The organism is Legionella santicrucis (genome assembly GCF_001468135.1).
GTDB lineage: Bacteria > Pseudomonadota > Gammaproteobacteria > Legionellales > Legionellaceae > Legionella > Legionella santicrucis.
On record NZ_LNYU01000091.1, the window covers coordinates 138,517 to 158,227 of the forward strand.

Sequence of the window (19,711 nt, forward strand, 5' to 3'; positions counted from 1 at the left end):
CTCGATCATTGCGTCATGTTACGTTAAGTTGACGGTGCTCTGCCAAACTTTTATTTGAGGAGATTCGTGAATGAGATTAATCAGGTTCAAGATAAAATTATCATGAATCTCGTAAGCCAGCCATAACTCAAACCCCAGACCAATGAGCACAATGAACCACGAAGGAAATTTCCAAGCCATTCCAAAGCCCATTATCATCGATAAAGTATCACTTAGAGAATTGATAACACTATCACCGCTGTACCCTGCGGCTAATGCTTGCTGACGATATCGCTGTATTATTACAGGCGTATTTTCAATTACTTCCCACGAAATCTCAACCCCAACCGCAAATATCAAGCGTAAACTAACAGGTGTTTTAGGAAAGAAAAGCCAGCTCAGGAAATAAAAAATAAAACCATGAATTATATGGGTAAAAGTATACCAGTCGGTCAAATGCTGAGAATTACCAGCACTGGCTATATTACCTTCCCATAGTTTAATGTAACCACAAACACAAATCAGCGGTTGCCCCATTATAAGAAGTAAGCCAGCCTGAATTAGTAACATGAGTAGTATCAATATACTAGTATGCTTTATCGCATGCATAAATACCTGCGTCTCGAATCTCATTGCCAGTAAAGTATAGCCTGCTTTTAAACTTTGCTTTCGCTTTTGATATTTAACTGCCAGATTATTTCAAGAGAATATATTTGGGTACCTTAACGAGAGTAAGAGAGGGTATTGTCGAATTTTAGACGCAAAGAATCTGTGCTACAGCGGATTTCCAAATTTTTGGCGTCGTCAACTTAACTTTGAGCCAAACTGAAATTTATTTAGCCGGTGAAAGAGATGCAGGAACAAAAGCCTATAAGATGTCATTATCCTGCGGAGCTAATCAGTATTGCAGTATTGATGTGAGTTATGAACGGTACGCTAATGGTACCTTAAGTGTGACATTCACTGTAGGTTTCATTAAATCGCCCCTCTCTTCAAAATAATTTGAAATCATGAGTTTTACCACATATTAAGCCTAACTGGCAATGCACTAAACATGCTGCAGAAAATTTTAGTTAAATTCAAGTTGGAAACTTGTTCCTTGAACTGTTTTACTTCCAGCAACTTGAGAATCAGGATTTGAGTTGCCAAATAGTGTTTGAGATGTAGATATAAGAAGAGCGGCCAATTTTGATTCATTCAGCTTCTTTTCTTCCTCAGTAATAGAAGGGTCCTTAGGTGCGAATTTCTTGGCTTGACTAAGTGCTTCTTCGGCCTTATCCCACTTTTTCTCTGATCTATAAGTACAAGCAATATTTAACCAAGCATCTGCAATTTCTTGTTTATCCTCTGTTTTATCCAAGATAGAAGAAAAGTATTTTCTTGCTTCTAGGAAACAATCCTGTTTAAAAAGAGACATTCCAATTTGATTAATGACAATAAGATGTTCTGGATCAAGAAAAAATGCTTCCAAATAAGTTTCATGCGCTTTTTTATAATCTTTATTTTTATACAAATGGTGGCCGTATTGCGCTAAACACTCTATAAGGTTAGATAAAACAATGTTTCTTAATGCTAAGTCTTGTTCGTTACATACTGATAAAGCTTTTCGGTAATAATGTATTGCATAACTAAAATTGCTTGCTATATTCTTCTGTACAGCATCTTCGTCTTCAACAACTCTTTCAAGAACCTCAACGTATTGTTCATACCAACTGGCTACACTTTGTAAAAATACAGGATTGTCACTACATATTTCCAAAGCTTTTTTGATAAAAGCTTCCGCTCCTCTAAACAGCTTAGCGCTATTTGCCAAGTCTGTTTCAAGATAATCCAGAGCGGATTTTATATAAAGCAAACCCATGTTATTCCAAGCAGAAGCACCAGACGGATAAATTTTGGTTGCCATCTCGTAACATCTTAATGCCGCAGTGTCCTTGTTTTCCGATTCATAACATTGGCCTAATAAATCGAATGCATATGAAACATTAGCAACTTCATCTAAATTATTTTGTCTTAATTCAATGAATTTTTTTAAAGGAGAAATAGCTTGTTGTTTTTCATCACAAAAAAAGAAACATTTTCCTAAATAAAGATAGCTTTCCGCTACTTCTGGGTTTTTATCAATTGATTGAAGAAAAAAATCTTTAGCTACTCCATAATTCTTTTCATCAAATGCTTTTACTCCATCTATATGAAACGAATTAAACAAACTGAATCCTATTTATTACCATTATAAATGGTCATAATTTTATCATAGAAGGTCATGTATTTATATAAGATTTCAGATAAGTACTTGCCATAGACTAGAGGTATGGAGATTGTTTTTGTATTGGTATTCCCAATAGAAAATAAACGTTCAGTGTCTGCTTTTAAAATTAATCAGACCTAATTTAACATTCTAATCCGCGCCTCTTCAGATTAATGCTCGATGATAAATTCAGCTCAAATTCGGCTTAATCCTATTTCAATAGATTAGCCACGCGCTGCGTGACGAATTTACAAGGTAAAATTGTCTCAGATCTTTAGTGTATTAACACTAAACTCGTTTTCCATATTTTTTAGTTACAAGCTCCGTTGGAGAGACTTTGAATTGGGCTTTTAAAAGTGAAGGTAGAAGCTATTTTTTATAACTCTCTTTTTTCGTCCAACAATTCGCGACTATATCAAAGCAAAACAAAACTCGGAATATGAATAATGCATAGAATAAATTGATTTAATGATAAGATTGATAGACACCTCTTATTCCCTACTTCCCTGTAGGTCCAATTTACAATGTCATATTCGGTGTAGCACTGTTTTTAGTATATTGCTCTAATTCCTCTTCCAAATCGGATACTCTTATCTTTGCTCCCTCAAGCAGCTGTTTTATTGACGAGAGAAACATGTAGCGATCAATACCACGATCATCGTTATCAGCAACTTCCTTTTCCAGGCCCTTAAGGCGGTTCCTTTCTTTAGTTAATTCGGCTTCTATTTCTACTTTTAATCTCATTTTTCCATTTCTCCATTTAGAGTATAATCTTAATATTTTATATTAAAACAATATGGTTATAACATATTACCCATGTTTTTTTATACTATCTATTTACTTGAAATCAATTAAGATTTGCTTTTGGGACAGTTAATATTATTCATTGTGTTATATTGATACAATGTATTTTTAATGAAGATATACTTTTATGGATACATCCAAAAACAAAGCTGCTTCCATTGCAGCCACTCAAGAGCTAAGAGCTCTGTTTGAAATCGAAAATACCAACAGACAAGCTGCTTGGTATGATCGTCTAATAACGTGCCTACCCCACGCTATCTTCACTAGTGGTGAACCTCAGATCATCTTCAATCCCGCAGGTCTCACCTACTATAATCTCGAGCTATCTGAAACCATCCCTGAAGATGGCAGCCCCCTAACAAGCTATACCATTCCTGAACTCATCGATACGTTCTTAATCAACGAAGGGGTTGGCATAGCCATCGAAGCGCGTAATCCAAAACAAGCTATCGATCTCAGCTATGGCGACGTCTTAGGTTTCCATCTCTATCGTACGTTTGCTGAACCAGAGAGCCATCCCTTCAAAACAGATAAAGCGCATGTCCATATTATTCGCGAAGGAACGGATATCCTTATCAGCGACGTTCCAACGACGATCCTACCCGATACCTCAATAAAATTACTTGAAGCCATCATGAAGCATTTCGATATCAACGACGCCAAAATCAAACTCGCCTATCTCCCAGAAACCGAGCAGCATGAGTTAGTCTTCTCGATTGATAAGAATCAATTTGCACAAAACAAAATACAAGCACTGCTTCAAAAATTAGGCTGGTTTTTACCAAGGTATTACTCATATTTGGCTTGTGATTTGAATAACTTATCCCCTATAGTTGAAAAACACTAAAGCAGATGGAGTGATCCATTTTGGTGGAACATCATGATAGGAAGACAGCCTGTCGAAAAATTCCCATTGAAAGTTACTTTTTATTATCATGGATAAGGTTAATGAAAGGCGAATAAAGCCAAGGAAAATCGTCCGAAATAGTAGAAATTGAGGCTCTAATGTAATGAATCATCCCACCCGCTGAGTTGGTAAATTGTTTGTTACATTAAAGCCCTAAAAGTTAAGTTGGCGATGCCGTCTGTATATTAGAGCAACGATTATACTCTCGTGGTTACTACTATACTCTCTGTTAAATCTGTGTCAGCTTCATTTTCACGACGAAGATCAGTAACACCTTCTCTCATTTGTCTCTGTCGTTGCAGGGCATCCTCACCAACAGGAACTTGCCGATGGGCTGCAAGCTCTGTCCCAGTAATCTCTGGAACATCAAATAGCTCCTCGAAATCCAGTTTTATATGAGGTGTCACCAGTTGCTCCAGGGATTCAGCACCTAAGCTTTTAAGATGAAACTGCACCAAACTCCCTAAAGATGAATCTGTTAAACAAGCGGTTTGCTCCTTTAATTTTATATATTGTGACTCACTAATCTCTTTTCCATCATTAATATCTTTTAAAATCCCGGTTAACAATTCAACAGCTGCTAACTTGGCTAGTTTACTGTACCCAAAATTTAGCATCCCTTTTTCAGGCTGTTGCGCTCGTAATTGGCCATAAACTTCCAGGGCAGAGATGAACTCCGAGAGATCTGTTGGAGAAACACTCCCTTCGCTCATCGTACGCTCAATATCAGTAAAACCTAAAGTTCGATACTTGATACAATCTTGAATTTGCTGCACGTGGGTTGCTGTTAAGTAACTGTCCGACGTAATATAGCCCGAACCCGGAATTTTTACAGGAATTTCGTGGGCCGCTGAAGAAACAACTTCTTTAATTGTTCTGAACGTATAAGAACCACAATTACCTTCAGTAAGACGATTTTGATGATTGTAGGCAACTCGATTAAGCTCACTAACAGTAAGAGAAGAATCAACGTCCTTAGCTGCTTTCTTAATACTTTGATTTACAATATCATCGCAAGTCGATCTGGATTTTGATTTAAAATAAAATGAAAATGATTCGGCATAAGTATCTCTACCTATAGAATCATATATTGTAGGCGTTAGTTGTTTCTTGATTGGATCATAATTAAGAGTAAGTAATATTTGATGCTGAACTCCTTTACTTAAATTAGTGGGCATTTCCACACAAGGAATTACAAAAGTGGTGGGTTTTGTTGTTGTCGCACAAAATGCGGTGATTTCTGCCAAACTTTTTTGAAGCTGCTCATCGAGCCAACCTGCTTCCGATTTGGAATCCGCATCATAGCATGCAACATTGCCGCCATCAGGCCTAAATAAAAAAATTTGTTGATCGCTGTGTTTAGCCTGTAAACTATAAGCACTTTCTAAAGGACTTTTTTCAGACACAGTAACATCTTCACCCAAATTAAAAGCCGATTTCTCATCAAAGAATAAGCTATATAATTTGTGTAAACGAGAGGAGTTCATCCCGGTATTCACTTCCCAATTTGTTTCCGGACGATAGACAAATTGCGTCTTATCAACTGTTCTATGAGGAGCAGGATCGTCTAGAGCAAACCCATCTAGGTCATCAACTTCTAATTCGCTATCTATTCTTTCTCTCATGTTACTTTCTCTATTTTACGTAGTTGAACTGTATATATTTTAATAAATTATTCTTAAGAAAAAGTGATATCTTTCTTAAGGAATGCTGAACAGAATAAATTACTATTGTTCAAAAAAAGAAATAAATATCGAAATATTTTTTAAAAGCAAAAGATTAGTTAATCTTTTATTAATTGATGGGGGATCAATCAACTCTTTAAATATTTTATAGAATATAGTGCTTTGTCCAAAATGTACGTCATTTAACGAACTCGATGAGAGGTTGAATATTGCGATGCCCTGTTTAGATAGACAATAACCCGCCGAATTTAGCCTTGGACTAACACTCTCATTTAATCTAATGAATGCATAATTTAAGTTGGATTCGCTTTGTCCCGTTTCTCTAAAATAACAAAAAACAAAATGCACAAATTAGTGCATTTTATGCTAATATATACAATATAGTGCGTAGAGGAGCGATTATGAATATTGAATCAAAACCTAGTGAAGATCAAGTATTAGCTACGGCTCTGATTAATTTAAGAGAGATATTGAGTATTTCAATTAATGATCTCAGTAAAATTATTGGGCTCCATCGTAATACATTAAGAAACGCACTAAATAATAAAAAAATTGAAACTAAAAGCAAGGAAGGAGAATGTGCATTATTATTGATAAGGATCTATCGCTCATTATTTGCACTTAATGGTGGCAACATAGATGCAATGAACCATTGGCTAAAAACTAATAATCGACATATTCAAGGAGTTCCTTTAGAAACAATGAAAACAATTTTGGGCTTATCAAGAGTGGTAAATTATTTAGATGCTATTAGAGGAAAAATTTAGATGGTTGATATTTGGTTAAAATGCAAAGGAATAAATCATGTAAAACCATTTATGGCGAAAATTTATAGATTAGTAGAATCCCAAGAACAAATAGCAACTTTAGGTTTAGTAAATAATGTGCATGAGCAAGGTATACTAGAAGATTTATTAGAGTCGACTAAAAGCCCTCTTCCTGCAGATACCTATTCTTTACATTATTTACTTTCAACTCCTTTTCGGTACCCACCTCTTAAATATGGCTCAAGATTTGGAACCACTTTTGAGCAAGGAATTTTTTATGGATCTTTAAATTTACATACTGCATTAACTGAAACTGCTTACTATAGATTTGTATACATGCTTGGCCCAGAAGCTCCTTACAAACATCCAATATCAAATCAGTATTCATCCTTTTCAGTAAAAGTGAGAAGTGATAGAGGAATATTTTTGGATCACCCCCCTTTTTCAAAATATGAAGAAATTTTAATCTCACCGTCCTCTTATATCGATACTCAACAATTAGGCTCTAATATGCGGAAATCTGAAATACAGATTTTTCAATACATATCTGCAAGAGATAAAAATAAAGGAAAGAATGTAGGGCTATTCTCTCCAAAGGCATTTCAAAGTAAAGCCCCTGACCCAATAACGAATTGGTTGTGCCAGACAAGTATAGAAGAAGTGGGTTTTATGACAAAAGAAAGGCAACAAAGAGTATCTTACTTTCAAAAAGACTTCTGGGTTAATAATAAACTCCCCTCTCCTGCCACATAATTTAGTAACGAACTTCCCTGGAAATAAATACAGTAAGAAATATAGAAAATGAGTTATCAATGAATTGAACTCACATGAACTAAAAGCAAGAGAATTTTAATTGATTATATTTCTATTGTAAAAAATTCTTGTACATAAAATATGAAAAAACTTTACTCAACTGTGGGTAATGATCTAATTCTATACCCATAAGAATTGAACTCTTATGGGCTTAAATAATACCTAAGGGTTGAAGATAGATACACAACGAATTGATTCGAGATTATCCTTAAAATAAGAAGTTGCGGAACCAGCAGCATGGGATATCATAAGCATAGCGAAAGCAGTGGACATTTTGTCATCAGCAACTTCAGTAGAGCTCCAATAGTCACCCTGTGGAAATTGAGCTATCCACGGAGCATTATCGTAGAGACAATAGAGCTGATTTTCAGCTGGCAAGAACCAATTGCTATAGCAGGTGCCTGTTTTACAAGGCGAGTTTCCTTCCGAATCCACCTCATAGTCATCACACAATTGTGCCGCATAGGGTGTGTCCTCATTATTTCCTAATGCACTAATGATTTTCTTCGTGTTCCTCTGTCCATCTCTGGAACTGGTTGCAAAAGTTCTTATTTTAGTGGAACCCCAGCCCATATCGTATGAATTATTGGCCGACGCGGCAATCAAATTTTGAAGACCATCGTTCATGCAAGCAACGATGGTACTGAGAGTGCTAAGGTTATTCTGTTATTACGCATACTTATCCTTAAAAAAATACAATGTTTCCATATTACATGCAAGATGTCCAAGCAACAAGGCGGACTATGAAAAGTTTCATTAAGGGTATTATTAAGAAGTTCAATAAAGAGATTAAGTTTTTGAGGGCAAAAAAACTAATGCATTAAAATCAAATTCTTTTTTATCGCCTTCGATTATCATTTTATTCGGTGCAAAAAGATCATCGTGTAAATCTTACCCTAAAAAAGGGAGGAGAAGGCGCCTCTATTAGTGTAAATAAATTAATCTAGCTTAAATGTGTATTATACTGAAAGAACTTTGTCATCTTCAGCATTCTTACAAGGAGAAGTGAATGAAAATATTAATGGTGCTGACCTCACATGATATGCTCGGTAATACGGGTCGTAAAACAGGATTCTGGTTGGAGGAGTTTGCAGCTCCATATTTTGTATTCAAAGATGCAGGTATTGAACCCACATTAGCCTCACCTAAAGGCGGGCACCCCCCTATTGATCCAAAGAGTGATTTACCTGAAAATCAGACTCCGGCTATGCAGCGATTCAAGCAAGACGAGTCGGCTCAAAAAAAGCTATCTCAAACTGTCAAACTTGCGGATATGAAAGCAGAAGATTTTAATGCGGTATTCTATCCGGGTGGCCATGGCCCTTTGTGGGATCTTGCTGAAAGCGCTGAGTCAATCAGTTTAATTGAATCGTTTTATAATTCAGAAAAACCTGTTGCTTTAGTATGTCATGCACCAGGAGTACTACGACATGTCAATTATAAAGGGGTTCCTCTAGTCAAAGGAAAACGCGTGACGGGTTTCACCAATAGTGAAGAGGAGGAAGTACAGCTCACAGGAGTAGTTCCATTTCTCGTAGAAGATGAGTTGAAACGATTAGGAGGATTATTCGAAAATGCACCTAATTGGCAAAGTTTTGTTATCGTTGATAGCCATCTAATTACGGGACAAAATCCCGCATCTTCAACCGCTGGCGCGCAAGCATTAGTCAAGCTACTCTCGCAATCCATATAATGCAGAAACTCTCTTGAATTACAAAATTCAAGGGAGTTTCTAATTAAAGACTGATTTGGGGATAATCAGACTTAAATGTACTAACAAACCTAGACTGCCTATGGATATTAATCCATCTCGCATAATTCTCTTCATAAATTTTGATGTAATTTGATATCGAGTACTCCTTCCTCCCCCAGACAGTTTTTCGAAATAACTTGAAAAAGAAAGGCAAACGCTTTTTGAAGAATTAAGCTATCTAGAAAAGAACAAGTTGTCCCTCAGGAGTAAGGTATATGTAACAGGATTTCAGTAATAGGATCCTGTTACATACCTAATAACAGGTTTTTTTTAAAGAGAATTATCAAAAGACTTGACCTCTAGCGTTCACCCAGGCTACAACAATGCTGCTTTTTTTATTACAAGGAGTGGTTATGGCTGAAGAAAAACGAGAAAAAACTTCTAATGTCGATGGGTCTAAATTAGGTGCAGATGTATATGAGAGTGCTGCTAAATTTAACCTGCAAATCGCTACCAAAGGCCCCGCAATTCTCTATGCCCTCAGTAAAGCGGATCAAATGATTAACAGTGATGTGGTCACCGGGGTGGGTGGGCTGGTTGTTGGCGGAATTGGTTTTTTTGGCAATCGATATTATAGGGGAAAGGGTGAAGATTCTGCTTATTCTTATATGGGTCAATTAATGGGAGGAGCACAATTTATTACGGGTTTTTTGCTTCTCACTTTTAAAGCAGCGGAAATATACACAAATACTGGTGAGCCTAGCCAGTTAATGGGCGTTATAAAAATGGCAGGAGTAGCATTAGCTATAACACAAAGTACACTAATATTATTGAACTCTTATATATATGGAGATGCTGCACCTCAATCCGAGCCAGTAACAAGCCCCAAACTTGATTAATTAACATACCCCTCTCCCAAGGGGTGTAACAATCATTGAAACGAAAAGTTATTCCAAGCTTATAGCTTACAAGTTCTATCTTCTATCTCACCAGGTTCAGTGATATTGACTCGAACACCTGGTTTAAGGTATTCGTTAAATTGTGATTTTTCTCTGGTTTCTCGGCCACAATAAATTGAAAACTTAATTAAATGACTATCACTTGATACTTCACGCGCAGTCAAGCTAGAGCCCGCGAGGCCTAAATGGCAATCTTGATGAATAACAGATGCAAGCTCCAAGGGAGCTTCAAAATCTAGTTTCAAAGTATACTCATGACCATCTAATACCGAACAGTTCAGATACCTTACTTGACTTAAAGCTGATGGTTGTAACATCCATAAGCGATCATGCGCTATATCCTTTTCTGCCAATATTCCTAAGGTCAATTTACTGCCAGTATTGATATTCTTAATTGATGTATTGTTTGCCAATTCAAAAGTGCTGCACGCTTTAAAACAAGAACCACTCGTTTCAATAATCTGAAAAAGAACTCCATCAAGTTGTATGTAGTCATCTTTGGATAATACGTGTTTACCCGTGTTACGGCATGTCAAAAGAATTGTTTTAAGCTCAAGATTTTCCAAATAATCATGAACCTCAATATCTTGATGAGCAAAACCTGAAAAGAAACAAAATAAATCATTTTTACTTTTTGCCATAAAAACTGCAACCTCGTTAAATTTCTAATATCTTATCAATTCATAGCGCTATACATTGATTATCATTCAGAATGGGAAGAAACTAAAGGCGCTTCAATTGAGATTTTTAGATCTTAACTATCCTTCCCGCAAATGTGAGTTAATTAAGAGGTACGTTTTAATTCCACAATATAATTAAGATATTGACTCCTCAATTGATCTCTAATCAAAAGCTCGATTAATGGTTCTAAGGAACGAACAAGTCCACCGAATGTCATTTCATTCCATATATCTTTCGTTATTCATTGCTAGGCTTAAAAAGAAGAAGTTAACCGTTTACTCAGCAAAAAATCAATCAATTTAGGATGAGAAAAGAGCTGTGCGTGTTAGAGCAACTCCTTGAATATAATTTAACATCCATGTATAGTTTTTATCTTTTTTTATTGTGAAATATCATGAAATGTAATGCTTATTTTGGTAACAAAGGACTTATGCTTGAAATAGAGGGTAATAATGAAGCTACCCTAAGACAATATGCTAAAGCCTGTGCTATGGATGATGCCACTATAGTTACTTTTGATAAAAAGAAATATATTCTTTATCTGCCACATATGAATAAAGAAACATATTCAAAACTATGTCAAGTAGCTGAAGGAGAAAAACCAACATTTGATGAGCTAGAAGAACGAGCAGCAATAGAGCAAAAAGAGAAAGAACGATATGCTCTTCGTGATTATGGATTTATTAAAACAAAACTGGTCAAAAAAGATCACGAAATAAGTTATCTGGTAAAGCTTGTTGATAAAAAACATATTAATATAACATTAGTAAGTAATGATAAATTATTTTTATCTCTGTGCGAACAATATTTCGAAGGGAACACTGGTATAACCGCTACCGATAAAAAATCATTTAAGCAATTAATTATTCCCAAAATAAGCAAAGATACATACAACTCTTGTCTTAGTATAATGAAAGATGGACTTCCCCGCGGTTATAAAAAAGATCTACGAAGTTTTGAGCAATTAAAGCATATTGCAGTTGATGCAAATGAGTATAATTTAATAAGTTCCCGCTTCAAAGGTTTAACAAACTGAAAGAGTTTTAAATCTTATAATTCTTTCTTACAGGCCTAGGTGTACGTAGGAGTTGACGATGCCCAGAGGTGGTTCATTTAGAACCACCTGTTTTTATCCCCATTTAGCAGATAGAATTTATGTATTTACTCTCCAAGCGAAGCTCATTAGTTATTGATTGCTTTCTATTGCATGCAAAAAAAGACATTTTTACTTGCCATGCATCAAGTTGCTCGGGAGATAACCGTACACTCTGTCTATTGCTAGAGATGACTTCATTAGCACCTATCTCTATTTCTTCCGCAACATAATGACTTTGAGGTGTAAAAACAAAGCGTGCATAGCCATGAGTATGTTTACGCCATTCATTTTTTTGTGTCCATTGACTATCGATTAATGTTTCTTCCTGTCCATCTACTCTATTTGTAGCATCTCCAGAATGTCGAGAAGAAATAAGTGCCTGTTTACTTCCAGGAGAGAAATAAGAAATGACTCGCGACCCTTGATAAAGCTCTTTAGGAAAATCGTTATCCTGAGGAAGCAAGAGTGGCCTTCCAGGAGTATTGATTCGTTCATTTTCCTCATCTGTAATATGTTGAGCACTTCCACCTAAAGTCCCAATGAGGTGCTGATGAATAATCCAGCGGTTTTTATCATTCGGATCATCGGCATTACTTACATGAATTTCACTTTCACTGAAGTTATGGGAATCAGCAGTAAGAATAGTACCAACTTTGTATTTTCGGCATAATTGAATAAAGCGGTGCCATTCTTGCCAATGAGCTCGATAATCTTCACCTGGATTTTTCCCCATCACGAAAGGCAAAGGTGAAATAATAATCTTATTACTGGCCTTTGATTCTGCAAGCGATTGCTCCAACCACTCCCATTGCTTCTCGCCTAACAAAAAAGATTCAGGTTTTGCATCTGTTGTTTGAGTAAGACGATTATGAAGAATAAAAAACTCACTCTGTCCTATTCGTTTTTTAAAAAAAGGACCAGCGCGACCCGATGTTTTTACATTGCCATAACCATCATGTTCCTGAATACTAAAACGGGGTAACCCGACATTCTTGTGAAAAGAATTCTCCATGTACTGCCGGGCTGCTTTTTCTTGCTCAGTAATCGCTTCTTTCTGATCATTATTTCCACCATCATGATCATCACAAACATTGTAAAAACCATGACTAAGTTTGGCTAAATACCGTTTCGCAGGGTGGAGAAAATCTGCCTTTAAATGATAATCAAAAGCCTCTTCCGTTTGAACTTTTCGCTCAAAAACACGACGGCCAGAACGAAATAGATTACGTAAAGAAAAATAAACTTCGCCATTAAATAAATCGCCCAAATGAATAAATAGTTGATATCCTTGACTGCTGCCAATATGTTTATAAATTTGTTTGGTGTGAGAATAGTTATTGATACCAAACAATTGCCCCAAAAAACCCAACTGTTCATGTCGCTCCTGATCTCCTCCCACCGCGATAGTAATAGATTGAGGATCTTGTCTGGCAGGAGGAGTTTCAATGGTTAAAGGAATATAGTCACCTTTTGGAGCCTTCAAGACAGATAAAGTGCTTCCTTTGTAAAAGATGTCGCATTGATAGTCTTTTTTGCACAATAATTCTGGGGTACGAAAATGTAAAAACGATTCTTTTTTATTGTCGGGATTTATTTCATCCAAAGACTCATAGGGATCAACAAACACTTCTTGTTCAGAACCATCTTCATCAATCCATCGTAACCGCATTTGAAAGTTTTTAGGATTATTTCGCCCATTTAGACGAACAATCGTTGTAAGAAAAACTCGATCATCTTCTATAGCGGGTTCAAAATCCCCACAATCAATATAATCCAATTCTGCCCATAATAGATTTTTAATGGTTGGTTTGCGCTCCATCTCGATCATCCTCTACGTACGCTATATATTCCATAAGATATTAATAATACGTAGTTTATAAAAAAATACCAACATTAAATATGTGTTCTAATATAATGAATCCTCCTCCGTTGAGTTGGCAAAATATTTTACCAACTTAGTATTAAAATTGGAGAGCAGACTCCTATGAGGTATCAAAAAAACTCAAAAGATATCATTACTCTGCACAGCCCGTCAGCATTACGTTATGGAATTATCATCGTTTTAATGACAACTACCGAGATGGTTCAGAGCGCTTGTTGTATCGGGGCATTGAAGTAAGTTATGAAACGGGGCGGCAATGGTGTCTTAAGTTTGGCGATCACTTTAAGAATGTGATTAAGAAATGAGAACCCAGACCTTCGGATAAATGACATTTAGATAAGCAAGTGATAGCTGATACAGATGATTAAGTCATCGGATGCCCTATGCGGTTCGCAATGGATTGTGTCCCCCCATGACGAGTGCAATTTTTGATTGTAATCATTGCATAGATCCCTCTTTAACTAACCGTTGGATGGACTAGAGTTGACTGTTAATTGCGCTATGGGGGCCTTGTATTCTTTATAAAGCATACTAAAGCTTGTGTAAAAAATGATAGCGGTGATTATCCATTGTAACCAGGCGACATTTAATTCCTTAATGACATAAACAGCAATAAGCACCCCTAGGACACCAAACGTCGATGTAAACAAGGTAATTTTTCGGCTGTATTGGCCGTGCTTGATAAACTGCACACTGGCAATGGATGTAGAAAAAGCACAAGCTCCCATCATAATAGGAAAGGAGGCCAGCGGACTCATCCCAAGCATATAAATCGTTGCCATGGTAAGTGGATAAGAGCCAATACCTACATTATTTAACGCCCCAAAAATAAAAAGTGCGCCCGCGGCAATCAGTAATTTCACACCATGTAATTCTGTTGCTACTCCTCCTGCTGGTAACCAATGTAATTGGCCCAATACAATAAATACTGCAGCAAGAAAAAGCCCCAGGCTGATTATTTTTCTGATCATACTGATAGAAAGCTTAACAACAAATTGAGGTCCAATATAAGCACCCACTACTTGAGCAATAATACAGACAATCAATGTTTTAAGACCGACTTGAATTGATGAAATAAAAGCACAGGCCATTACTGCTACAGGAATAACGCATTGGGTATTTAGCGTTCCCGGTAATTTCTTATCAGAAACAAGCTTCTTAAATCGATAGAAAATAGTGGATATAGCAAAATCACAAATACCAAAGGAAGATAAGAAGAAAATTATCATGGAAGAAAACGCTAACAGCACAGGATTTCCGTTTTCTTTCTTAACCAGCTCAATGTGTCGAATGAAGTCCAAAGAAAATCGAAAAATAAAAAAGCCATTAACCACCAGGATCAGAAGAGGCAAGTTCATTGACAGTATAGTCCCTTAGTTTTTTAACGGACATTATAGGACTTGATACTAGGGAAACAATAGCTTATGTTTGATAACATATTTTACTTTTTAAACATAATATGAGTATTCTGAATGATACGGCTTTATTTGGCCTATCATTCCGAAACTTATGCTATGACGCAAATTTCGAAATCAAATGAAATATTAATTCCAATACTATTAGCTATTCCCTTGTTTTGGACGCTCTTGAATAAAGCGGCACCACCACGGCAAAATAGCAGATTAAATTGATTTCACACTTAATTACTCTTTTTGGCAAAGAGCCTGCTCAAGGTATCTTGGCCGACCATGAACTCCTTAATAAAGAACTTATCTCATGGTTAGTCGCTGAAAATATCCTTTTTTATTTAAGGACCAAGGACTACATAAATGTTTGTACAACTGGTACCAATTCTTATTCTGATCATTTTGTGGATTAGATCATAAACTATTCCTATCGAAATTGGCCGTATCTTAAATTGATGATTTAAATTGGGGGGAAACGCTTTGCTCTATCTATTAGTATATACTTATGGCACAAATAACTTACAACCAGAATATTCTTACAAAAATATATAAGAGAGACATGCCGACTATTGGTATGATCACAAAGCCAAGAAAAAGATGGATCTGAGTTCTGTTTTCTGAAGAGGAATTGTAAAATTTTTTGAATTTTTTAAATAGAGACATTTAATAAATTTCCTTTTAATTTCTTTATCCTAGCAAATGAATAGATATTTATACATTTGCCAAAGAATCTATCGTTTAAGAGCTATAACTTGATTTCCCTAAACAAATAAGAGATAGAGTACCAACCGATAATACCTTCTATAATCAATGCGATAACTCAAGATCGGAAAATCACCAATAACATCATTATACTTATCTTTTGCCATGAGTTAAGCGGATTATTAATGAAATCTACATGCAGTTTTTGGGTAGATTAAATTTTAATTTTTGTTCTTAGTTTATTGAAAAAAGACAAGTCTGGTTCACTTTTGCTTCAGATCTACAATTAACCCCATTGATCTGATTTTGAGCTATGCAACAAAGCCAATAAACTCAATATTTACGCTAACTATGTATAATAAATACATTGTAGTGTATAATTTTTACACTTATCGATTTCATTGAAACCAATGGAGCTCTAATGCTTTCCTCCAAAAAATTGCAACAATTGGCTATATTATTTGAAAACGAAGGCAATTTGTCATCCAATCATCAAGACTTATGTGAATTAATAAACATATTGAATGGGAACGATCAAAACCAACTAGATACGATTCTAGACACGCTGCAAAAATACAAAAAAACACATCCTCACTGTACAACCTTACTTAGCTTTATGACACAATATCGCAAAGTAGTCCCCGAAGCCAATATCTATAATGATACTTTGATCACGGTAAGAGACAATGTAACGCTACTACAGAAAAAAATTAATGCGCCTATCCAACCAGTCAGCGTAAGTAGCTATTTTAAAATACTAGAACTGGCAGGACACCATATTTCTATGTATGAAGACCAAGATGATCGAATTCATAAAGCCTGTTTAAAACTGCAAGCATTTATGGATCAAACCAATATACAACTTAAGCATTTTGAAACTTTCTTTTCATTAGAACAGAAGTCTAAAGAAGTTCTTGATGCACTAGATCTTGAATTCCAACACGAAATTAAAGGTACTCTTCAAAGCGGCGATATCTTACAGCCCTCGAATGAGAAAGAAGAAAAAATAATACCGAGCTTGCATGACAATGAAAGTGTATGGGACAAAATCTATTTTTGGTTTAAAAATAAACTAACTAAACATGCGCACAGTGCTCTGATGATATTTGATAAAGAGGACAATAATGCGATGCATTACTCTCATATTGTCGATGCCTATCAACATAACAGAGTAGAGTTGCATCATTTTTTATACTCCGATGTTTATCGTGTTAAAAAAGAGCTCTTTAAAGACAAACGCATCCAAAATCCTGAAAAAAGCGAGGATGCATTAAACGAATATAGAACCATTCATGAAAATTTGTATACACTTTCTAAAGAACAATATAGTGCCCAACAAGTTCGTCTTGAAAACAATACCTGGCGAAAAATATTCTCAGGTTTTGTAAATATGCTCTATCGTGTTTTTTCTTTCATCGGACATTGGGTAGCAAGAGACACCAGTCCAGATGAGGCTATTCGCTCTGTATTAACGGCCCATCCTACGAAACGTTCTAACGACAAAAATACACTTCCTAAGCCTACAAAAATGTTTTGCTCCGAATTTGTGGCTAATACGTTAAACATCGCAGCCTCACAATCCTTTGCCCTATTTGATGAGTGGAAGATAAAGCGCCATGCTCATTATGTACCTCCCGAGGCATTAGCTGAGCATTTGGAAAAAGAAGATTTAGTGGGGCACGTTACCCCGGAGCAGCTCAATATACCATTAATGCGTATGTTTCATTAGCCCTACATATAATCTAATGCGCGTTACCGCCTCTAATCTAAGTCAAGAGGAAAAGCGCTCATAGTGCTTTTCCTATGGTGCTATCAGCCACTAGCGGTAGAGCAACTTCCATCATGGCTCGGACTAAAGATCAAAAATTTTTGCCGCCATTTGAGAAAAGTTAAATTTGAATACTTGTTCGATTAAAATAAGCTAAGCTAGAGTTAATTAAATTTTAAGCTGCTTAGTAAAATGAAAATTACTCTCAGTTGAATATGAGTAAAATGACTTTATCTCCTCCTCTCTTTCACAGGATGGTAAATCCCCTAACTCAACATGCAATACCTCAGCAATTTCTGATAAGTCAACACTAGTATGCTCTTCAATATGATAAATTACATCAACCATTTTTTTAGGTAACTCAATATAAGCGAAATGATTTCTAAATAATGCATCCAGAGTAGGCACAATAAATCTCACTGTATCAGAATTTATTTGCTCTGTATCGGGACAAAATTTTTTTAAACATTTGGCGCAGAACCTTAATGATATATCGTGTGACTGTGAACTCGTGCTAATTTTATCAAACATAACAATCCTTTATCAATTTTAATAGGCAACTTTGGGACAGCATTACATTATAAAAGCCGAAAGTCAATGAGAATGATTATCAATTGCATTTAATTCAAATAAACTTTTGAAGCAAATAAGAGTGGCAATATTTTGATATTTATATAAGTCTTTGATACTTTGGATGCATTTTTTTTAAAACCGACCGCTACTCTATTGATACTCTCAAAATAAATGCTTTTTTGAGAGTATTAAGTTTAGCCAAAAGACTAACTTTTAAACTGTCCTAAAATATTAGCCAATTCCAGAGGTTTAGCCAGAAATGGGGCGTGACCAGTAGCGATGTTTTTGATTTGCGAATCTTGAAATCCAAAACATGTTGCCATATCAAGCTGAGACTTGGGATTGACAACCCTATCCTTTTCACAAAGCACATAAGTGCTTTTTACTATGCTATATCGAGGATTTACTGCCTGTTGTGGTGTGTGATCAGGTAATTTATTTTTAGGTTTGATGCGCGAAGTAGCAAATTGTTTGTCTTCCTCCGAACAATCATGATAAAAAAGTTCTTTAGCACCTTCGGGATCAAGAGCTGTCCATAGTGAATTCTCAGCAGGGATAAATATAGAGGGAAGATTCGAATTATTAAAAGCAACAGCCATGTCCACTAATGAGTTATCTTCACGTGGAAGCCAAGCAGCTAGATAAAAAGTATGATGTATTTTGTAAGCATACTTTTCACTTAGCCTAGCCACAAGGAGTCCGGCAAAGGAATGGGCAACAATACAAAATGGTTCACTAAGTTTATTGATCTCATTTTCCACGCAGTCAATCAATAGCTCTAAATTAACTTCATCGATTTCTGAGAACCGACTACCACTACCCGGCAAATCAAAGCAGGTAACTGAATGTCCTTGCTTGCATAAATAAGGGATTAATTTTTCCCAGCACCACATGCCATGCCAAGAACCGTGAACTAACAAATAGTGCATAATACTCTCTTATTCATTGCTTTCTGCGATAAGGACCTTATAGGCAAGTGCGCAGAATATAAAGCCAGTTAATTTATTGATAATCTTTTGTGTCATTTGACTGCATAGTATAAATTGGTTTAAACGCGAGATAAGTAAGGCATACCCCAAATTAATTATTGTTCCAGAAATAACAAATAAAATCCCAAGGGTGAGTAATTGCAGTTCGACACTTCCAGCCTCAATATCAACAAACTGTGGTAAAAAAGTTAAAAAGAAAATCCCCACTTTGGGGTTAAGTAAGTTAGTCAATACGCCATTTTGAAACGTCTTCCACCCTTTAGTCTGGTGCAGTTGATTACTGATTAATGAAGACGAGGGTTGTGTAAATGACTGCCAAGCCAGGTAGATTAAATAAATTGCACCTATGATTTTAACCATATTGAAAATTAGAGGAGACTCTTTCAAAAGAGTTGATAATCCAAAAGCGGTGGCAAAAGAATAAATAAAGATGCCCATGCTGATACCTAATGTAGCAATAACCCCCTGCTTTAACCCTTGCAGGCTTTTATTGCTTATATAAAGTACATCAGCGCCAGGAGTTAAATTAAGAAGAACAGTTGAAGTAATGAATAAAATTAATTGAGACAAATCAGGAAACATCTGTAAACCCCAGAATTTTGTTATTCAATTATATCCATAATTGGCTTCAATTACTAATCATGTAAAAGTAAAACAGTTCCTGTTTATCACAACCGTGAAGATATTTTTTGCTTATCGATAGGTACAAAATTCTCACCATCAATATCCGCAAGTTCTGATTAAGTATAAACTATTGTT

18 protein-coding genes are annotated in these 19,711 nt (G+C 35.8%); 7 read left to right on the top strand and 11 right to left on the bottom strand.

The window, feature by feature from the left end; genetic code table 11:
* Positions 1-18: 18 nt before the first annotated feature.
* The 3 genes from Lsan_RS18305 to Lsan_RS18315 form a co-directional block, all read right to left on the bottom strand.
* Positions 19-549, bottom strand: a complete 531-nt coding sequence (locus Lsan_RS18305) for a DUF2585 family protein (protein ID WP_162265626.1) — start codon at positions 547-549, stop codon at positions 19-21.
* A gap of 499 nt (positions 550-1,048) precedes the next feature.
* On the bottom strand, positions 1,049-2,188 hold the full coding sequence (locus Lsan_RS18310; protein ID WP_058515556.1) for a tetratricopeptide repeat protein: 1,140 nt from the start codon (positions 2,186-2,188) through the stop codon (positions 1,049-1,051).
* A 558-nt stretch (positions 2,189-2,746) separates the two neighbouring features.
* The gene (locus Lsan_RS18315; RefSeq protein WP_058515557.1) at positions 2,747-2,971 is read right to left on the bottom strand and encodes a hypothetical protein; all 225 of its coding nucleotides are present in this window, start codon (positions 2,969-2,971) and stop codon (positions 2,747-2,749) included.
* 187 nt (positions 2,972-3,158) lie between these two features.
* On the opposite strand from Lsan_RS18315, the gene Lsan_RS18320 reads away from it, so the two are divergent.
* The gene (locus Lsan_RS18320) at positions 3,159-3,878 is read left to right on the top strand and encodes a hypothetical protein (protein ID WP_058515558.1); all 720 of its coding nucleotides are present in this window, start codon (positions 3,159-3,161) and stop codon (positions 3,876-3,878) included.
* A 257-nt stretch (positions 3,879-4,135) separates the two neighbouring features.
* On the opposite strand, the gene Lsan_RS18325 is transcribed toward Lsan_RS18320, so the two are convergent.
* A complete protein-coding gene (locus Lsan_RS18325) occupies positions 4,136-5,563 on the bottom strand; it encodes a hypothetical protein (RefSeq protein WP_058515559.1) in 1,428 nt (475 codons plus the stop codon).
* A 461-nt stretch (positions 5,564-6,024) separates the two neighbouring features.
* Here Lsan_RS18325 and Lsan_RS18330 point away from each other — a divergent pair, with 461 nt between their 5' ends.
* On the top strand, positions 6,025-6,390 hold the full coding sequence (locus tag Lsan_RS18330; protein ID WP_058515560.1) for an MbcA/ParS/Xre antitoxin family protein: 366 nt from the start codon (positions 6,025-6,027) through the stop codon (positions 6,388-6,390).
* Positions 6,391-7,143 (top strand): RES family NAD+ phosphorylase, encoded by a 753-nt coding sequence (locus Lsan_RS18335; protein WP_058515561.1) that lies wholly within the window; start codon positions 6,391-6,393, stop codon positions 7,141-7,143.
* Positions 7,144-7,365: 222 nt separating this feature from the next.
* Here Lsan_RS18335 and Lsan_RS18340 read toward each other — a convergent pair whose 3' ends face one another.
* Entirely contained in the window at positions 7,366-7,830 is a 465-nt protein-coding gene (locus tag Lsan_RS18340) for an Lcl C-terminal domain-containing protein (protein ID WP_058515562.1), read from the bottom strand.
* A gap of 382 nt (positions 7,831-8,212) precedes the next feature.
* Between Lsan_RS18340 and Lsan_RS18345 the strand changes: the two genes are divergently transcribed.
* On the top strand, positions 8,213-8,896 hold the full coding sequence (locus Lsan_RS18345; protein WP_058515563.1) for a type 1 glutamine amidotransferase domain-containing protein: 684 nt from the start codon (positions 8,213-8,215) through the stop codon (positions 8,894-8,896).
* A gap of 413 nt (positions 8,897-9,309) precedes the next feature.
* Complete coding sequence (locus Lsan_RS18350; RefSeq protein WP_058515564.1) at positions 9,310-9,795, top strand: hypothetical protein; 486 nt, start codon at positions 9,310-9,312, stop codon at positions 9,793-9,795.
* Between the two features lie 59 nt (positions 9,796-9,854).
* Here the strand turns inward: Lsan_RS18350 and Lsan_RS18355 are convergent, their stop codons facing one another.
* Positions 9,855-10,496 (bottom strand): hypothetical protein, encoded by a 642-nt coding sequence (locus tag Lsan_RS18355; RefSeq protein ID WP_058515565.1) that lies wholly within the window; start codon positions 10,494-10,496, stop codon positions 9,855-9,857.
* Positions 10,497-10,930: 434 nt separating this feature from the next.
* On the opposite strand from Lsan_RS18355, the gene Lsan_RS18360 reads away from it, so the two are divergent.
* Positions 10,931-11,572 (top strand): hypothetical protein, encoded by a 642-nt coding sequence (locus Lsan_RS18360; protein ID WP_058515566.1) that lies wholly within the window; start codon positions 10,931-10,933, stop codon positions 11,570-11,572.
* 103 nt (positions 11,573-11,675) lie between these two features.
* On the opposite strand, the gene Lsan_RS18365 is transcribed toward Lsan_RS18360, so the two are convergent.
* Together Lsan_RS18365 and Lsan_RS18370 are read right to left on the bottom strand one after the other, a co-directional pair.
* Positions 11,676-13,451 (bottom strand): alkaline phosphatase D family protein, encoded by a 1,776-nt coding sequence (locus Lsan_RS18365; RefSeq protein WP_058515567.1) that lies wholly within the window; start codon positions 13,449-13,451, stop codon positions 11,676-11,678.
* Between the two features lie 524 nt (positions 13,452-13,975).
* Entirely contained in the window at positions 13,976-14,872 is an 897-nt protein-coding gene (locus Lsan_RS18370) for a sulfite exporter TauE/SafE family protein (protein ID WP_058515568.1), read from the bottom strand.
* 1,171 nt (positions 14,873-16,043) lie between these two features.
* Between Lsan_RS18370 and Lsan_RS18380 the strand changes: the two genes are divergently transcribed.
* Complete coding sequence (locus Lsan_RS18380; protein WP_058515570.1) at positions 16,044-17,351, top strand: hypothetical protein; 1,308 nt, start codon at positions 16,044-16,046, stop codon at positions 17,349-17,351.
* 207 nt (positions 17,352-17,558) lie between these two features.
* On the opposite strand, the gene Lsan_RS18385 is transcribed toward Lsan_RS18380, so the two are convergent.
* The 3 genes from Lsan_RS18385 to Lsan_RS18395 all read right to left on the bottom strand — a co-directional run bounded on the left by Lsan_RS18385 (position 17,559) and on the right by Lsan_RS18395 (position 19,534).
* Positions 17,559-17,921, bottom strand: coding sequence for a hypothetical protein (locus Lsan_RS18385; RefSeq protein WP_237762206.1), 363 nt, complete (start codon positions 17,919-17,921; stop codon positions 17,559-17,561).
* Between the two features lie 248 nt (positions 17,922-18,169).
* Entirely contained in the window at positions 18,170-18,892 is a 723-nt protein-coding gene (locus Lsan_RS18390) for an alpha/beta fold hydrolase (protein WP_058515572.1), read from the bottom strand.
* Between the two features lie 9 nt (positions 18,893-18,901).
* The gene (locus tag Lsan_RS18395) at positions 18,902-19,534 is read right to left on the bottom strand and encodes a LysE family translocator (protein WP_058515573.1); all 633 of its coding nucleotides are present in this window, start codon (positions 19,532-19,534) and stop codon (positions 18,902-18,904) included.
* Between the last annotated feature and the right edge of the window lie 177 nt (positions 19,535-19,711).

What these genes read in the sequence shown, in the direction of transcription:
- Lsan_RS18355 (WP_058515565.1), bottom strand. Translation starts at nt 10,496, where the DNA reads ATGGCAAAAAGTAAAAATGATTTATTTTGTTTCTTTTCAGGTTTTGCT.
- Lsan_RS18305 (WP_162265626.1), bottom strand. Translation starts at nt 549, where the DNA reads ATGTTACTAATTCAGGCTGGCTTACTTCTTATAATGGGGCAACCGCTG.
- Lsan_RS18335 (WP_058515561.1), top strand. Translation starts at nt 6,391, where the DNA reads ATGGTTGATATTTGGTTAAAATGCAAAGGAATAAATCATGTAAAACCA.
- Lsan_RS18370 (WP_058515568.1), bottom strand. Translation starts at nt 14,872, where the DNA reads ATGAACTTGCCTCTTCTGATCCTGGTGGTTAATGGCTTTTTTATTTTT.
- Lsan_RS18345 (WP_058515563.1), top strand. Translation starts at nt 8,213, where the DNA reads ATGAAAATATTAATGGTGCTGACCTCACATGATATGCTCGGTAATACG.
- Lsan_RS18380 (WP_058515570.1), top strand. Translation starts at nt 16,044, where the DNA reads ATGCTTTCCTCCAAAAAATTGCAACAATTGGCTATATTATTTGAAAAC.
- Lsan_RS18330 (WP_058515560.1), top strand. Translation starts at nt 6,025, where the DNA reads ATGAATATTGAATCAAAACCTAGTGAAGATCAAGTATTAGCTACGGCT.
- Lsan_RS18320 (WP_058515558.1), top strand. Translation starts at nt 3,159, where the DNA reads ATGGATACATCCAAAAACAAAGCTGCTTCCATTGCAGCCACTCAAGAG.
- Lsan_RS18385 (WP_237762206.1), bottom strand. Translation starts at nt 17,921, where the DNA reads ATGTTTGATAAAATTAGCACGAGTTCACAGTCACACGATATATCATTA.
- Lsan_RS18325 (WP_058515559.1), bottom strand. Translation starts at nt 5,563, where the DNA reads ATGAGAGAAAGAATAGATAGCGAATTAGAAGTTGATGACCTAGATGGG.
- Lsan_RS18390 (WP_058515572.1), bottom strand. Translation starts at nt 18,892, where the DNA reads ATGCACTATTTGTTAGTTCACGGTTCTTGGCATGGCATGTGGTGCTGG.
- Lsan_RS18315 (WP_058515557.1), bottom strand. Translation starts at nt 2,971, where the DNA reads ATGAGATTAAAAGTAGAAATAGAAGCCGAATTAACTAAAGAAAGGAAC.
- Lsan_RS18350 (WP_058515564.1), top strand. Translation starts at nt 9,310, where the DNA reads ATGGCTGAAGAAAAACGAGAAAAAACTTCTAATGTCGATGGGTCTAAA.
- Lsan_RS18340 (WP_058515562.1), bottom strand. Translation starts at nt 7,830, where the DNA reads ATGAACGATGGTCTTCAAAATTTGATTGCCGCGTCGGCCAATAATTCA.
- Lsan_RS18360 (WP_058515566.1), top strand. Translation starts at nt 10,931, where the DNA reads ATGAAATGTAATGCTTATTTTGGTAACAAAGGACTTATGCTTGAAATA.
- Lsan_RS18395 (WP_058515573.1), bottom strand. Translation starts at nt 19,534, where the DNA reads ATGTTTCCTGATTTGTCTCAATTAATTTTATTCATTACTTCAACTGTT.
- Lsan_RS18365 (WP_058515567.1), bottom strand. Translation starts at nt 13,451, where the DNA reads ATGGAGCGCAAACCAACCATTAAAAATCTATTATGGGCAGAATTGGAT.